Here is a 13924-nt window from a genome sequence, read left to right on the forward strand (position 1 = left end):
CGCAGGGACCGGACCGTGGAGGTGGGGCCGTCAGGCGTCGGAGCGTCGCAAGAGCGCGGCGATCTCGGACCGGTCGGTGACGTCGAGCTTGGTGCACGCACGGTAGATGTGGCCCTCGACGGTACGCACCGACACCGTGAGACGCTGCGCGATCTCCTTGTTGGACAGGCCGGCCGCGACCAGGTTGGCGATCTCCCGTTCCCGCGAGGTCAGCGGGAGTGGTTGGGCGGCCTCGACCAATGCCGGGGTGCGCAGTCCGCCGCAGTCGGCCGAGAGCCGGTTCGCGACGGCAGCGGAGGCGACCGTCGCCGACCGCGAGCCCGCGGCCTCGTGCAGGACACTGGCCTGCGCGGCTGCGTCGGCCGCCGACAACCGGAAACCCAGCGCCTCGAACTCGCTTGCGCACAGATCCAATTCGACGGCGTCCGCCGCCGCGAGGGCTTCGGCGTGCCGTGCGTAGAGGCCTGCGGGCGGTCCGTCGAGGAAGCCCGATAGTTCGCGGAGCCGTTCGGCGACCGTCGTGTCGCCGAAACGCGCCGCGGTGTGCAACGCCTCGGCCTCGATCGCGAACTGGCGCGTTTCACCGGCCTCGGTGGCGGCGGTGCGCGCGGTGTCCACCGCGAGCGACACGGTCCCGGCGGAGGCCTGCTGCCAGGCGCGGGCGATGGTCAACATCGGTCCGAACACGGCGATGTGTCGGCCGAACCGGTCGTCGGCGGTCCGCAGGGCCCGCTCGGCGTCGTCGGTGCGTCCGGCCGCCGACAGCGCCTGGACCAGGTAGAACATCGCCGGATAGTTCCACGACTCGGCGTCACCGCTGCCGCTGTCGAGGGTCGCGAGCGTTTGCTCCATCTGCCGTGCGACGGCGGCGCTGTCCCCTCGGGCCAGGTCGACGACCGACACCAGGATGCCGGCCATCGCCCAGCCGAGATATTGCCCGACGTTGGAGAACTCGACGTAGCGGTTCGCCCGCGTTCCCGCGTGCTCCAGCTGTCCGGTGAGGGTGAGCGCGAGGATCTCGCCGAGCCCGGCCGGGAAGCGCAGCAGGCCGTCGGTGACGGCCTCGGCGTCCCGTGCCCGTGATGCGAGTTCCGCGACCTCGTGCCCCCGCCCGGTCAGGGCGCGCGCCAGGCTGCCGCCGAACACCGCCCACTCCACGGCCCACGGCGACGGGGTCGACGAGGTCAGCACCTCGTCCGACAGTGCGATCGCGTCGTCGACGCGGTTCTCGAAGATCGCGCACGCCGAGGCGAATCCCGTGACCACCAGGGCGAGATTGGGGTCGGTGACCTTCTCCCGAAGCATCGCGAGGATCTCGTCTGCGCGGTCGGCATCGCCGAGGGCCCAGAAGACGGTGGCGAAACGTATTCCACCCCAGTAGATCAGCTCGATGTCGCTGAGGTCGTCGGGCCGGAAGGCGGCCAGCACCCGGTCGGCCTCGGTGGCATTGCCCTGCCACATCAACGATCGTGCCAACGGCTCGGCGGCACCGAGTCCACCGTTGCCCTCCGCGAGCGCCGCGCGGGCGAAGCGCTCTCCCAGCGGGGCATTGGCGAAGCCGAGCGCATCGCGGGCGGCGGCACTCATCAGGTCGGCATCGATCGCGACGTCGCTCTCGAGGGCGAGGTCGGCGAGCCGTATACGTTCGGCGGCGGTGTCGGTGCCACGGGACTGCAGGGCCTTGACGAGCCGACCCCGGAGGCGGCGCGACGATGCCAGGCCGAGCCGATGCCGGATGACCTCACCGAACAGCGGGTGGTTGTACTGGACGTTCAGTCGTCGACCGTCGCGCAGGATGCGGACGAGTCCGGCGATCTCGGCCTCCTCGACCGCTTCCTCCCCGGCGAGTTCGGCCAGGATGTCGATGTCGAGCGGCTCGCACAGCGCCAGGTATTTGAGCACCGTCAGCACCGAGTCGTCGAGCTGTTCGATCCGGCTCTCCAGCAACGAGGCGAGCTCGGAGGTGATCGCGGCGCGGCCCCGCAGCTGCCAGACCCCGTTCACCTGACGCAGTGTGTCGGCCTGGCGTGCTCCCTCGACGAGGTGCCGCAAGAACAGGGCGTTGCCGCCGGACGCATCCCACATGAGGTCGGCCGACAGACCCTCCAGCTGGCCACCGAGCACGGATTCGATCAGTTCGACGCTCTGATGTTTTGTGAACGGCGACAACGTGATCCGCGTGAGATGGTTGTCCTTCCACAGCGACGTCACGGCGTCGGGGACAGACTCGCCGCTGCGGACGGTCGCCACGATGTGCACCGCGCGGTCGATCGCCAGCTGGTGCAGCAGCGTCGCCGACAGCTCGTCGAGCAGATGCGCGTCGTCGACCCCGATGACGACATTGCCGTCGGCGAGCAGTGATTCGCGTGCCGCGGCGAGGTAGGTGACCGGATCGCTGGTGGTGGCGGGACCGACGAGGTGGGCGAACACCCCGAGGGGGATGCTGCGGGCCGACTCCGTTCCGGCCACCCAGCGCACCCCGCCGTCGAGGGCGGCGGTGACGTGGCGGGCGAGCGTCGTCTTCCCGACCCCCGAGTCACCCGTCAGGACGACGCCGCAGGCGGCCGTCTCCCCACGCAGGGCCGCGCGGATGATGCGGAATTCCTTCTCGCGCTCGACCAGAGGCCAGTTCGGGGACATGGCTGCAGATTTTAGTCCTGACCCGCCCGGGACTCGACAGACGTAGCGGGAATCGGCGCCTGGCGACGATTTCCGCTACGTCTGCGGCGTGGCCGCTGAGGGAGCCGGCTGAGAGCAGCTCAGGCGTCGCGGCGGTCGGTCACCAGGATTCCGGCCACGAACACGACGACCGCGAACACCGCGAAGTAGATGAGCGATCCGTAAGCGTTCCAGTGATATCCGGTGTCGTCGAGCGATCCGTTGAGGAAGCGGCTGCCGTTCGCGAACGGGAGGAACGGTGCGATGTGCTCCCCCACCTTCGGCAGGATCGACAGGATCGACTCGACCGCGAGATTCCAGATCAGGACGATGACGATGGCACCCGCAGTGTGCCGGACGATCGCGCCGACACCGAGTCCGATCAGCACATACAGCGCCGCGATGACCGGCGTGCCCCAGATCTGCCGCAACACCCCGCTGTCGCCGAGCTCAATGCCGCCCGACGACCCGGAGAACGCCTTGGCCAGCACCACTCCCACGACCGCCAGGACGAGGGTGACGACGAACGCGAGCACCCCGAAGACGGCGGCCTTGGCGAGCAGGACCGTGGACCGGCGCGGGATGGCCTGGAAGGTGGTGCGGATGGTGCCGAACCGGTACTCGCTGGTCACCGCGAGGACCGCCATGATCATCAGGACCAGCACCCCGAACGAGTTGAGTCCGACGAGCGCAGTCCACGCCGACTCGAGCGGGGTCGGAGCCAGCGGGCCGCTGACCGTCGCGCCCGTCAGCACCGCGACTCCGATGGCGAGCAGGGCGACGATCCCCACGCACCAGTACGGCGAGCGGGTCGATGTCAGCTTGATGCGTTCGGCGTTCATCGCGGTGATCATCGCGGGCCCTCCGGCATCGAGGTGTGCGGATTCGTGGGGTTCTGCGGATACGTCGTGTTCTGTTGGTTCGGCGGGAAGGGCGCCGACGGCGGGTGTGTCCCGGGCAATGGTTGTCGAGGGCTGGGCGCGCCGCCCTGATATTGGACGGCAGCCGCGGTCATCGACATGAACACCTCCTCCAGCGAGGCACTCGTCGTGGTCAACTCGTGCAGCACGATCCCGGCATGACCGGCCATGTCACCGACCTGCTCGGTGGTCACGTCGGCGACCGACAGGAACGGCTGTCCGTCGGCGGCCGATCCCGCCGTCACGGCGAGGCCTGATTCCGCGAGCAGCCGATGCAGATCCGCCAGGCGCGGACTGCGCACGCGCACACTGCGTGCGGCCTGGCCGGTGAAATCGCTGACCGAGCAGTCGGCGATGAGGCGTCCCTGCCCGATGACCACGAGATGGTCGGCGGTCAACGACATCTCGGCGAGCAGGTGACTGGACACCAGGACGGTGCGCCCCTCGGCGGCGAGGTGTTTCATGAACCCGCGGATCCAGACGATCCCCTCGGGATCGAGTCCGTTGACCGGTTCGTCGAACAGCAGGGTGTGCGGGTCGCCGAGCAGCGCACCGGCCAGACCGAGGCGTTGCTTCATACCGAGCGAGAACCCGCCGGCCTTCTTCGACGCGACCGAGCCGAGGCCGACGAGGTCGAGCACCTCATCGACCCGTCGGGCCGGCAGTCCGTTGGAGGCAGCCATCCATCGGAGGTGGGAGCGGGCACTGCGGTTCGGATGTATCCAGCCGGCGTCCAGCAGGGCGCCGACCTGTCGCAGCGGATGGTCGAGGTCGCGGTATGGGCTGCCGTTGATCGTCGCGGAGCCCGCCGTCGGCCGGTCCAGCCCGAGCATCATCCGCATCGTCGTCGACTTACCGGCTCCGTTGGGTCCGAGGAATCCGGTGACGAGCCCGGGTCGGACCTCGAAGGTGAGGTCGTCGACGGCACGCACCTGCCCGAAGACCTTGGTCAGGTTCTCGACTCTCAGCACACCTCGACCATAGACAGGCGTCGCGAACACGCCGAGTGGGTAGCGTTGGCCGCGTGTCGGTCACTCTTGCCGTACTGCTCTGGCCCGTCGAGGGATGTGAGGCGGAACTCCACGCCTACGAGGACGACGTCCTCCGGCTGCTCGGCGAGCACCGCGGCCGCGTCGTGAGCCGGGCGCGCAGCGTCGACGCCGATGGGTCACAACCGCTCGAGACGCAGCTCATCTCGTTCGACGACGACGCCGGGTTCGACGCCTACATGGGCGATCCGCGTCGGACGGCGATGACCGACCGCCGCGACGCGTGCGTGGCGCGGACACAGTTGTGGCGGGTCGACCTCGACTGACCGCCGCGCTGGTGGGCCGTCGAGCCCGACGAGCAGGCTGTCGTCACGATTCTGCGGGCACGAACGCGGCCAACAACATTCGCGCAGCCGTCGAGATCAGCGCGGCACGGTCGGCGTCGGGCGGTCGCAGCAGCGCGATCCGCAGGCAGAGGTTGGCGGTCGCGCCCATGGTGAGGAAGACCAAGTCGTCGAGCGCCCGCTGATCGAGGTCCGGCCGCAGGCGTGCGGGCAGGATGCGGGCCAACGGGACCAGCGGTTCCTCCACCTCCGCCCACGCCTCGCCGAACTCCGCCTCCGCCGTCGAGTAGGAGACGCGGAGCACCGGATCGTGCTTCTCGAACGCCGCCGTGAGCGTCTCGACGATGGTCACCATCGCGGCCATCGGTTCGGCATCCATCGCGCTGCCAACGCCGACGGCAAGAGAGGTGGTGATGTCGCGGATCGCGGTTGCGCGCAGCTCGTCGACGACGGCGTCCATGTCGGCGAAATAGCGGTACACCGTGCCGATGCTGACGTGAGCGCGATCAGCGAGCTGAGCCGTCGTCGGCCGGACACCGGGTCGTCGGCGGAGGAGTTCGACGGTCTGGGACAGAAGGAGTCGTCGCATCTCAGCGCTGCGCGCCTGCTGTGGTCGGGCGCGGGTCGCCCGACGTGCGGGACGACGAGACGGTCCGGTCATGAAAGTGAATGGTAAGTGAGGATTCCTCGTGTTTGACTGAAGTCGTGGATCTCGCGCCCCGAAAGAACTGGTGAACGTCGACCGTGCCCGTGCCCGCCACGGCGCCGTCGGCGAGTACTGGGTCGCCTCGATGTGGCAGGGCGACGAGCTCGCCGATGCCGTCGTGGACACGTCGTTCGCCGGGTCGTCGGCGACCGCGGCGGTCCGCACCGCGCTCGAGCGCGGCATCGACGCCGTCGACGACGCACCCGAGTCGCTGCGTGCGCTGTTCGCGTTTCTCGACGACGAACCCGACTGGGTCGACCACGACCGGCTCGACCGCGCCGCCGACGCCCTGATCCGGCACACTGCGGCCTTCGGCATCGTGCTCGGCGCGGCGTCGTTGCTGCGCGGCGCCGGCAACAGCATCGCCGGCAAGCCGCTGGTCCTGACCGGCCGTTACGCGTCGATGCCCGCGATCCGGTCGGTCGAGGTCGGCGAGTGGCTGCGCCAGGTGATCACGCCGGGCGGGATGCGCCGGGACGGCGGTGGCTTCGCCTACACCGTCCGAGTCCGGTTGATCCATGCCCACGTCCGCCGCGGCATGTATCGGCTCGGCACGTGGGACGAGACCGCCTGGGGCGTGCCCATCCCGCAGCCCTACATGGCATTCACGATGGCCGAGTTCGGCCACATCGCGCTCGACGCCATGCACACCCTCGGCGTCCGGTTCTCCGAGGACGACCTCGACGCGATCTATCACCTGTGGCGCTACGTCGGTCATGTCATCGGCATGGACGATCGGCTGAATCCCCGTGACGCCGCCGACCACATTCGCATCGAGGAGCTGTATCGGCTCACCTCGCCGGGGCCCGACGAGCACGACCGCGAGTTCGTGTTCGCCCTCACCGACGACTACCTCGTCCCCGAACTGGCGAACGTCCTCGCCGGACCGGCGACGATGCGGCACGCGGTGGCGAGCACGGTGATGCATGGTCTCCAACGGGTCTTCCTCGGCGACGACGACGCCGACGCGTTACACATACCGGACACCCGCCTCAAGCACGTCATTCGCGCGGCCGGGCCGATGATGGCAGCGGCCGGCCGGGCGCGCATGGTCGTCGGCGGAGGGCGGGAGAGATTGTCGCGCAGGGGTTACCGATCTCGCGACGTCGAGATGACCCGGATGCGGACGGCCTACGGCGTCACCCACCAACTGGTGGACAACGCACCTGCTGTCCCCCAGCGGCAGCCCTCGTGACAAACAGCACCACCCACCGCTGACCGTGTCCAACTTTTCGCCGACCGTGCCTGGATTCCGCCGACCGGGTCCACGAGAACACGCTTGCTGGAATCCCGGGCACGCTCGACGAAATCCAGGGCACGGTCGGCGAATTCGAGGGCACAGTCGGCGAGGTCCGATCCCTGAGGAGCGAGGCGCCAGCCGAGCGTCACGAAGGGCGAATCACCCCCGCGCCGGCGACGACGCCTGCGCCCAGAACCGTTTGGGGATGCGGCCGGCCCCGGCGGCGTGACGACCGGCGATCACCGCGTGCTGCATCGCCGTGGCCATCCGTTCGGGGTCGTCAGCGCGGGTGACGGCCGACGCGAGAAGCACTGCGTCGCAGCCGAGTTCCATCGCCAGAGCGGCATCGCTGGCGGTGCCGATCCCCGCATCGAGCACCACCGGCACCGCAGCGTCGGCGACGATCATCTCGATGTTGTGCGGATTGGCGATGCCCAGTCCCGTGCCGATGGGCGAGCCCAACGGCATCACCGCGGCGACCCCGAGATCCTGCAGACGTCCGGCGAGTACCGGGTCGTCGTTCGTGTAGGCGAGGACCGCGAAACCGTCGTCGACGAGAGCCCGTGCGGCGTCGACCAATTCGATCGGATCGGGCAGCAGGGTCCGCTCGTCGGCGACGACCTCGAGTTTCACCCAGTGGGTCTCGACGGCCTCTCGCGCCAGCTGCGCGGTCAGCACCGCCTCCGCCGTGGTGTGGCAGCCCGCCGTGTTCGGCAGGATCGCGATGTCGAGCCGGCGGAGCAGTTCGATCAGCCCGGTCCGCGACTCGGGCGAGACCCGCCGCAACGCGACTGTCGTCAGCTCGGTCCCCGACGCCACCAGGGCTCGTTCCAGCACAGCGAGATTCGTCGCACCACCAGTCCCCATGATCAACCGCGATGTCAGTTCTCGGTCGGCGATCCGCAGCGGTGCGTCGATGTCCGCCGACACCACGCTACCCACCCTGCACCGCCGTCACGATCTCGATCTGTGCGTCGTCGTGCAGCATCCGATCCCACCTTCCCCGGGGTATCACCTCACCGTCGACCGCGACCGCGATCCCGCGATCGGGCAGACCCAGCTTCGCGACCAGAGCACCGACAGAGGCGTCGGTCCCCAGGTCGTGACTCTCTCCGTTGACGACGACGGTCATCGTTGCGCTCCTCCGGTGGATGTGGCCACCTGGTCGTGGTCGGTCGCGGCGCCGTCGAGCACGGCCATCGCCGCGTCGGCGGTGTACGGCGCCAACAGGATTCCGTTGCGGCCGTGCCCGGAGGCGACGACGACCCGTTCGTCGATGCGCCGGATGATCGGCAGCCCATCGGCCGTGCAGGGCCGCAGACCCGCACCCGCCTCGGCGAGTTCGTAGGTCCGGATACCCGGCATCAGTTCTGTCGCGTCGGCGAGCAGGTCGGCGACACCGCCGACCTCCGGGGCCACGCTCTGTTCCTCGTACGGCTCGTATTGTGTTGCGCCGACGACGATCCCGTCCCGGCGGGGCACGAGATACACGGAACGTCCGTGCATGCGTGCCCGGACCACCCGCTCCGGACCGGGCACCGACCACCGCGTCCGGTGCAGTCGCAGGATCTCGCCCTTCGCGGCATGCAGTTCGACCTCGGGGAGCAGCGCGCGAGTCCCGAGGCCGGCGGCGACGAGCACATCCTCGGCGTCGACGTCGGCGAGGTCGGCGACGCGCTCCTGCACGATCTGCCCACCACCGGCGACAACCGCGTCACGCAGACGGGCCAGCAGCCGCCGGTTGTCCACGGCCCCCTCGCCGACGGCGAGGAAACCGCTGTGCATCCGGGAACTCAGCGTGGGCTCGAGTCGTCGTATCTCCGCGAGGTCGACGCGTCGCAGGTCGTCGTCGGCCCGGGGCTGTCGGGCCCACACGAACTCGGCGAGTGTGGCGAGGTGTTCGGCGTCGGCCGACGACGCGGCCACGAACAGCGAGTCGACGGCCGCCAGGACAGCGGGATCACCGAGTCGGGCGACGAGGTCCGGCCAGCGGCGCACCGAAGCGACCGAGAGGCGTAGGAGTTCGTCCTCACCGGGGTGTCCCTCGCCGAGGGAGCCCAGCATCCCGGCGGCCACCCAGGCGGCACGACCATCGGCCCCGGCGTCGTACACGTGGACGCGACGACCCGCATCGAGGGCGGCGAGCGCGCATGTCAGGCCGATGACGCCGCCGCCGACGACGGCCAGCGATCGCGGCGCACCACCGGTGCGGTTCGGCGAATCGGTGCGATTCGGAGAGTGGGTCATCCGATGACCTCCTTCCTTCGCCGGCATTACCCGGATCAGGTCAAACGGTCAGCGGGGGTTCGTCCCGCACTCTCAGCCCGGCGTACCCCCGGACTCCCGTGTCGTTGCACCGCTAGCCTACCGTTGCCCGCGTGACCACCTCGCGACGCCTGCGCACCGACCGCCTCGAGAACTCGCGGTTGTACCTGTGCACCGATGCCCGTCGCGAGCGCGGCGACCTGATCGATTTCGTCGCGGCGGCCGTCGACGGTGGCGTCGACCTCGTCCAACTCCGCGACAAGGGGTCGGTCGGCGAGTCACGCTTCGGAACACTCGAGGCACGTGAGGAACTGGAGATCCTGGCGCGACTGCGGGCGGTGACGCAGGATCGCGGTGCCCTGCTCGCCGTCAACGACCGCGCTGACATCGCGGCCCTCGCCGACGCCGACGTACTGCACGTCGGGCAGGGGGATCTGTCCGCTGCGCAGGCGCGACGGATCGTCGGGCCCGAGATCCTGATCGGACAGTCCACCCACGACGTCGAGCAGATGGCCGCCGCCGTCGCCGACGACGAACTCGACTACTTCTGCGTCGGACCGTGCTGGCCGACGCCGACCAAACCGGGCCGGAGCGCACCCGGGCTCGACCTGGTACGAGCGGCTGCCGCGGCGGGCGCGACCACACCCTGGTTCGCGATCGGCGGGATCGACGCCGACCGGATGCCCGAGGTCGCCGCGGCCGGTGCACGGCGGGCCGTCGTCGTCCGCGCGATCACCGCCGCCGACGACCCCACCGCCGCCGCGATCCGGTTGCGGGCTCTACTAAGCGGACATCAGGTCAGTCGCTGACGCTTGTCTCGACGCGCGTTCGGCGCAGTCGTGCGCGCGAGGAACACGGTTGCCGCAGCCGCGGGCGGGGGACTACCGTGGTCGGCATCATGTCGCACATGAAGAGCATTCTCGTAACCCGCCGCAGCGGGGTCTGATTCGACCGACCCCCCGCTGCGGGGTCGTTGCGCTCTCTTCTCGTCGGTCACCATCTGTTCGACCGAAACGACGACACGAGATGCACAGCCTTCACTTTTCTCACAGATCCTCGTCCTGTGCCCCGGCGCGGGACGGCCGAGAAGATCCGTTCTCGAGCCGCTACGGCTGCAGACTGCCCCGAGGCATGCGTGAGGAGGCGATCGGGATGACCTGGCAGAACTTCGCTGACGAGTACGCACCGACCGGCGCCATCCGGCTCGGTTCCTGGAGCATGGAGACCGCGCGCGAGGACATGGTCACGTGCCGCGCGACGATCGCCTTCTCCGACACCATCATGTCGGTGCAGGCGACCGCGTCCGGCCCGATCGGCGCGATGACGTCGATCCTGTACGACATCGGCGCACCCGTGCAGATCGTCCGTCTGCATCAGCGGGAGGTCGACGGCACGATCACCATCTTCCTGCTCTGCGAGAACGACGGTCGGCAGTGCTGGGCCTATGGCGACGGCGCCACCGGCGACGAGGCCGGCCTCAATGCGCTGATCGCGGGCGCGAATCGGTTGCTCGTCGTCGGCTGAACGCAATCGTCGGTCCCGCCCCTGGCCCGACCTGCGCGACCGACGTCAGCGCTGGAGATCGAGCGCCATGATGCGCTCACGCAGGTCGGGCCAGGCCTGACCGAACGCCGGATGCAACGGAAGTGCTGCGACCTCGTCCTCCGGCACCCACCGCAATTCGGCGGACTCGCCGTTGGCGATGGTGTGGACCGGCATGTCGACCTCCGCGATCACCGTCGTGTAGGTCCAGCCGCTCGGCGCCTGATGGGTCACGACGGCGGCGACGATGCGCAGATCCGTCCCGCCGATCCCGGCTTCCTCGTCGGCCTCCCGGATCGCGGTGTCGATGGCACTCTCGTGCGAATCGCGGGCACCCCCGGGCAATCCCCACGTGCCGCCCTGATGCGACCAGACCGCACGGTGTTGCAGCAGGATCGCGTTCGCGCCGTCGGGCAGTGGGGCCCGAAGCAGGAGCCCGGCCGCGCCGTTGCGTCCCCAGTAGCGAGAGCCATCCGGGTCGATCACCCAGCCGTCACCGTCTCCGCGCACGCATGCCTCCTGATCGTCGCCCCGCCCCGAGTGGCCCCAGATGTCGTCCACGGTATGTGAGTGACGCGACGCTGGCCAGGGACGAGCGCAACGGACCTGCGGACACGAGGTCCACAAGGCGAGCCGGACCGGGTGGTGGGGACTAGGGTTGAGAGCAGGACTGAAACGCGACAGCCGCCCCGGGCGACAGACAAGGTGGAGACAGTGGAACCGACGCCGGGTGCAACCGGCACGATCGGAAAGTGACGCCGGAATCATGGAGAGTTCGGAAGGGCCCTGACGTGACCGGCGACGTCTCGCCCATGCGGACCGCGCTCACTCGCGCGGGCCGGACGATCCGGCCCAGTCCCACGGCTCCCCCCATCCGACAGGTCCTCGCCGATCGGCGCGACCTCGTCACCACGGCCCGTCAGCGTGCGCAATCGCCGCTGACCACGGTCCGCCGGTACGCAGTCACCAGCCCCGGCAAACTGATCCTGATCCTGGTGCTGCTCGCCGTGATGTGTGTGAGCGCAGGCTTCTACGCGTCCACCACGCTGGAGAAGCGCACCGAGACGCTGCGCGAGATGATCGAGCGGACCGAACCGCTGGCCGAGGCGTCCCAGGTCCTCTACAGCTCCCTGTCGATCGCCGACGCGGCGGCCAACTCCGCGTTCATCTCCGGTGGTCTGGAGTCCCCCGAACTACGCACCCGCTACTCCGACGCGCTCGCGACGGCATCGTCGTCGCTGATCATCGCCGCCGGCACCTCACAGGAGCCCGGCGAGGACACGACCAGCGCCGAGAACCGCGAGATCAACGCGGACCTGCAGACCCTCGCCGTCAGCATCCCCGTGTACAGCGGTCTCGTGGAGGTCGCCCGGACCAACAACCGGCTGGGCAATCCGGTCGGGTCGTCGTACCTCGGTGAGGCGTCGAGCCTCATGCAAGAGAAGATCCTGCCCGCGGCGCAACGTCTCTACGAGCAACGGTCACTGGCGATCGCCGATCCGCAGAGCGCGCTGACCGTTCCCCCGTGGGGCGTCTACGTCGCCCTCATCGTCCTGATCGTGGCTCTCGTCGCCACGAGTCGCTATCTGGCCCGGCGGACCCGTCGGCGGTTCAACCTCGGTGTGCTCGCCGCGTTGATCGCGGTCGTCGTCGGGACCGTGTGGCTCCTCGCGTCCGGCCTGATGTCGGTGGCGGCCACGAACAACGCCCGGATCGACGGCGCCGATCCCCTGCGCGAACTCACCTCGGCGCGCATCCTGACCCAGCAGGCACGGTCAGCGGAGACGTTGTCGCTGGTGCGTCGGGGCGACCAGGCAGACCTCGACCGCACGTTCGCCCAGTCCACCGCGGAGATCGGCCGCACCCTCGATCGGATCAAGAGCGACCGCGGCGACGACGACGGCGGCCCGGTCACCGACGCCCAGCTCTACAACGCGAACTTCGTGCTGAACCAGTGGAAGGAACGCGACGCGCAGGTGCGCGCGCAGATGAGTGCCGGCAACTTCGCGCAGGCACGCCTGATGACCGTGGGCGACGGCCCGAACTCGACCGCGAAGGCCTACGCCGACCTCGACCGCGCCCTCGTCGACAACATCACCGTCACCCGCAAGTCGTTCCGCGACGACATCAACACCGCGCAACGCGTTCTGGGCTACACCGGTACCGGCATCCTGATGCTCACGCTGTTCGCCGCGGCGGCCGTGGTGGTCGGCCTGATCCCGCGTATCCGGGAGTATCGATGAGGCCGCGCCGTTGTAGCGCGTCCGGCGGTCGTCGTCGGGCGGTCGCTTCGGTGATGATCTGCCTGGCGATCTGTCTCGTGGCGACCGGGTGCGTGCGGTTCGCCGCGCCGTCGTCGCCGCCGCCGATCGCGTTCGGGGTGCAGCCCTCGCCCGCGGGGGCGGAGACCGACGTGGCCCGGGAGCCGGCCCCGAACTCGGAGAACTGCGATGCCACGGTCAGTCTGCGGCCCGGACCGATGCCGGTGCCGGCGCAGATGCCGATCCGCAGCACCATGGCCGACATCCTCGGCCGTGGGCGGCTCATTGTCGGACTCGACATCGGCAGCAACCTGTTCAGCTTCCGCGATCCCATCACCGGCGACATCCAGGGTTTCGACGTCGACATCGCCCGTGCGATCTCGAAGGCCATCTTCGACGAGCCGGGCACCATCGAATACCGGGTGCTCAGTTCGGCCGAACGCACACAGGCGCTCGTCGACCATTCCGTGGACGTCGTGGTGAAGACGATGAGCATCACCTGCGACCGTACCCGCGAGGTCTCCTTCTCGAGTCCGTATTATGCTGCCTCACAACGCATCCTGGCCACGCAGATGTCCGGCATCACGGGACCCGACCAGTTGGCGGGCAAGCGCGTGTGCGCGGCGCGCGGCGCGACGTCGATCGGCCGCATCCAATCCATCGAGCCACGTGTCAGAATGGTCACCACCACCACGTGGGCCGACTGCCTGGTCATGATGCAGCAGGCGCAGGTGGATGCGGCGACCACGGATGACGCCATCCTCGCCGGCCTCGCGGAGCAGGATCCGTGGGTGCGTCTGGTGGGCCCGAGTCTCGGCGAGGAGTACTACGGGGTGGGTATCCCCAAGGGGCAGGACGACATGGTCCGGTTCGTGAACGGGGTACTCGATCAGTTACGGACGAGCGGTCAGTGGTATCAGATGTACAACCGCTGGCTGTCCATCCTCGGTCCCAGTTCGGGGCCGCCGATACCCGTCTACCGCGATTGAGATGACCGAC

Annotated in this window: 14 protein-coding genes and 1 riboswitch; of the genes, 6 read left to right on the plus strand and 8 right to left on the minus strand. The window is 69.2% G+C overall.

The window, feature by feature from the left end:
• Positions 1–30 precede the first annotated feature (30 nt).
• The 3 genes from EEB19_RS14990 to EEB19_RS15000 form a co-directional block, all read right to left on the minus strand.
• Positions 31–2640 (minus strand): LuxR family transcriptional regulator, encoded by a 2610-nt coding sequence (locus EEB19_RS14990; RefSeq protein ID WP_187587611.1) that lies wholly within the window; start codon positions 2638–2640, stop codon positions 31–33.
• Positions 2641–2759: 119 nt separating this feature from the next.
• Positions 2760–3512 carry an ABC transporter permease gene (locus tag EEB19_RS14995; RefSeq protein ID WP_187587613.1) on the minus strand — a complete coding sequence of 251 codons (753 nt, stop codon included), beginning with the start codon at positions 3510–3512 and terminating at the stop codon, positions 2760–2762.
• The gene (locus EEB19_RS15000) at positions 3509–4549 is read right to left on the minus strand and encodes an ABC transporter ATP-binding protein (protein ID WP_187587615.1); all 1041 of its coding nucleotides are present in this window, start codon (positions 4547–4549) and stop codon (positions 3509–3511) included. The genes EEB19_RS14995 and EEB19_RS15000 overlap by 4 nt, the downstream gene beginning before the upstream one ends.
• 53 nt (positions 4550–4602) lie before the next feature.
• Between EEB19_RS15000 and EEB19_RS15005 the strand changes: the two genes are divergently transcribed.
• The gene (locus EEB19_RS15005) at positions 4603–4893 is read left to right on the plus strand and encodes a DUF1330 domain-containing protein (RefSeq protein ID WP_187587617.1); all 291 of its coding nucleotides are present in this window, start codon (positions 4603–4605) and stop codon (positions 4891–4893) included.
• Positions 4894–4936: 43 nt separating this feature from the next.
• Here EEB19_RS15005 and EEB19_RS15010 read toward each other — a convergent pair whose 3' ends face one another.
• The gene (locus tag EEB19_RS15010) at positions 4937–5500 is read right to left on the minus strand and encodes a TetR/AcrR family transcriptional regulator (RefSeq protein WP_187587759.1); all 564 of its coding nucleotides are present in this window, start codon (positions 5498–5500) and stop codon (positions 4937–4939) included.
• A gap of 142 nt (positions 5501–5642) precedes the next feature.
• Here EEB19_RS15010 and EEB19_RS15015 point away from each other — a divergent pair, with 142 nt between their 5' ends.
• Positions 5643–6812: an oxygenase MpaB family protein gene (locus EEB19_RS15015; RefSeq protein ID WP_262365687.1), complete on the plus strand. Its 1170-nt coding sequence runs from the start codon at positions 5643–5645 to the stop codon at positions 6810–6812.
• 204 nt (positions 6813–7016) lie between these two features.
• Here EEB19_RS15015 and EEB19_RS15020 read toward each other — a convergent pair whose 3' ends face one another.
• The 3 genes from EEB19_RS15020 to EEB19_RS15030 all read right to left on the minus strand — a co-directional run bounded on the left by EEB19_RS15020 (position 7017) and on the right by EEB19_RS15030 (position 9104).
• Positions 7017–7790, minus strand: a complete 774-nt coding sequence (locus EEB19_RS15020) for a thiazole synthase (protein WP_316245475.1) — start codon at positions 7788–7790, stop codon at positions 7017–7019.
• A gap of 1 nt (position 7791) precedes the next feature.
• On the minus strand, positions 7792–7989 hold the full coding sequence (gene thiS / locus EEB19_RS15025; RefSeq protein ID WP_187587621.1) for a sulfur carrier protein ThiS: 198 nt from the start codon (positions 7987–7989) through the stop codon (positions 7792–7794).
• Positions 7986–9104 carry an FAD-dependent oxidoreductase gene (locus tag EEB19_RS15030; protein WP_187587623.1) on the minus strand — a complete coding sequence of 373 codons (1119 nt, stop codon included), beginning with the start codon at positions 9102–9104 and terminating at the stop codon, positions 7986–7988. The genes thiS and EEB19_RS15030 overlap by 4 nt, the downstream gene beginning before the upstream one ends.
• A riboswitch (TPP riboswitch) is annotated at positions 9099–9214 on the minus strand. (Overlaps the previous gene by 6 nt.)
• 21 nt (positions 9215–9235) lie before the next feature.
• Between EEB19_RS15030 and thiE the strand changes: the two genes are divergently transcribed.
• Positions 9236–9931, plus strand: coding sequence for a thiamine phosphate synthase (thiE, locus tag EEB19_RS15035; RefSeq protein ID WP_187587625.1), 696 nt, complete (start codon positions 9236–9238; stop codon positions 9929–9931).
• 343 nt (positions 9932–10274) lie between these two features.
• A complete protein-coding gene (locus tag EEB19_RS15040) occupies positions 10275–10646 on the plus strand; it encodes a hypothetical protein (protein WP_187587627.1) in 372 nt (123 codons plus the stop codon).
• Between the two features lie 45 nt (positions 10647–10691).
• Here EEB19_RS15040 and EEB19_RS15045 read toward each other — a convergent pair whose 3' ends face one another.
• A complete protein-coding gene (locus EEB19_RS15045) occupies positions 10692–11174 on the minus strand; it encodes an NUDIX hydrolase (RefSeq protein ID WP_187587763.1) in 483 nt (160 codons plus the stop codon).
• Positions 11175–11455: 281 nt separating this feature from the next.
• On the opposite strand from EEB19_RS15045, the gene EEB19_RS15050 reads away from it, so the two are divergent.
• Positions 11456–12907, plus strand: a complete 1452-nt coding sequence (locus EEB19_RS15050; protein ID WP_187587629.1) for a hypothetical protein — start codon at positions 11456–11458, stop codon at positions 12905–12907.
• Positions 12904–13914, plus strand: coding sequence for a glutamate ABC transporter substrate-binding protein (locus EEB19_RS15055; RefSeq protein ID WP_187587630.1), 1011 nt, complete (start codon positions 12904–12906; stop codon positions 13912–13914). The genes EEB19_RS15050 and EEB19_RS15055 overlap by 4 nt, the downstream gene beginning before the upstream one ends.
• Positions 13915–13924: the final 10 nt, after the last annotated feature.

The sequence above is a fragment of the Gordonia sp. OPL2 genome, assembly GCF_003797825.1.
Lineage (GTDB): Bacteria > Actinomycetota > Actinomycetes > Mycobacteriales > Mycobacteriaceae > Gordonia.